This is a genomic window from Acidovorax sp. KPB24-07 (genome assembly GCF_057543315.1).
The window spans coordinates 1-1,081 of sequence record NZ_BAAJYS010000735.1 but is presented as its reverse complement, the minus strand read 5'-3'; the positions used below and the strand labels follow the sequence as shown (position 1 = coordinate 1,081).

The window sequence follows — 1,081 nt, the reverse complement described above, 5'->3', positions numbered from 1 at the left end:
GGGGGGCCGGGCGGGCCCGGTTTCGGCGGTGGCGGGCGGGCCATGGTCACGGTGGGCGAGGCCACGGCACGGCAGGCGTCGTTGCCGGTGGTCATCGACGCGCTAGGGACGGTCACGCCGGTCACCACGGTCACCCTGCGCCCGCAGGTGTCGGGCGTGCTCACCCAGGTGCTGTTCACCGAAGGGCAGATGGTCAAGAAGGGCCAGGTGCTGGCGCAGATCGACCCGCGCCCCTACGAGCAGGCCCTGATGCAGGCGCAGGGCACGCGCCAGCGCGATGAGGCGCAGCTCGACAATGCCCGCATCACCCTGGAGCGCTACCGCACGCTGCTGTCGCAGGACTCGATCGCGCGCCAGGATGTGGACACGCAGGCCGCGCTGGTCAAGCAGCTGCAGGGCACGGTGATGACCGACCTCGCCCAGGAGAAGACCGCGCGCCTGAACCTCGACTACACCCGCGTCACCTCGCCCGCCACGGGCCGCATCGGCCTGCGCACGGTGGACGCCGGCAACTACGTGAGTGCCGGCGAGGCCACGGGCATCGCCACCATCACGCAGATGACGCCGATCGATGTGCAGTTCTCGGTGCCCCAGGACCGCGTGACCGACGTGCAGGCGTCGCAGCAGGGCGCGCAGCCGCTGGCCGTGACGGCGTTCGACCGCACCCGCACCACCGAAGTGGGCAAGGGGCAGTTTTCCACGCTGGACAATCTGGTGGACACCACCACGGGCACGGTCAAGGCCAAGGCCCGGTTCGAGAACGCCAACGGTGCGCTGTTTCCCAACCAGTTCGTGAACGTGCAGCTCCTGCTGCGCGAGGTGCCGGCCGTGGTGGTGCCGGTGACGGCGGTGCGCACGGGCGCCAATGGCGACTTCGTCTATGTCATCAACGAAGACCGCACGGTGTCGCTGCGCAAGGTCAAGCGTGGCCAGGCGACGGTGGGGCTGATGGCCGTCACCGAGGGCCTGAAGGCCGGCGAGCGCGTGGTGACCGAAGGCGGCGACCGTTTGAAGGACGGTGCCACCGTGCAGCTGCAAGGCGCGCGCGGCCCGGCCTCCGCAGCCAGCGGCGCCGCCGGTG

General features: G+C 70.8%; 1 protein-coding gene. It reads left to right on the top strand.

The features are described 5' to 3' along the window. Positions 1-1,081 (top strand): efflux RND transporter periplasmic adaptor subunit (locus tag AC27IQ_RS25390; RefSeq protein WP_487091278.1); only part of this gene is annotated, 1,081 nt, incomplete at both ends.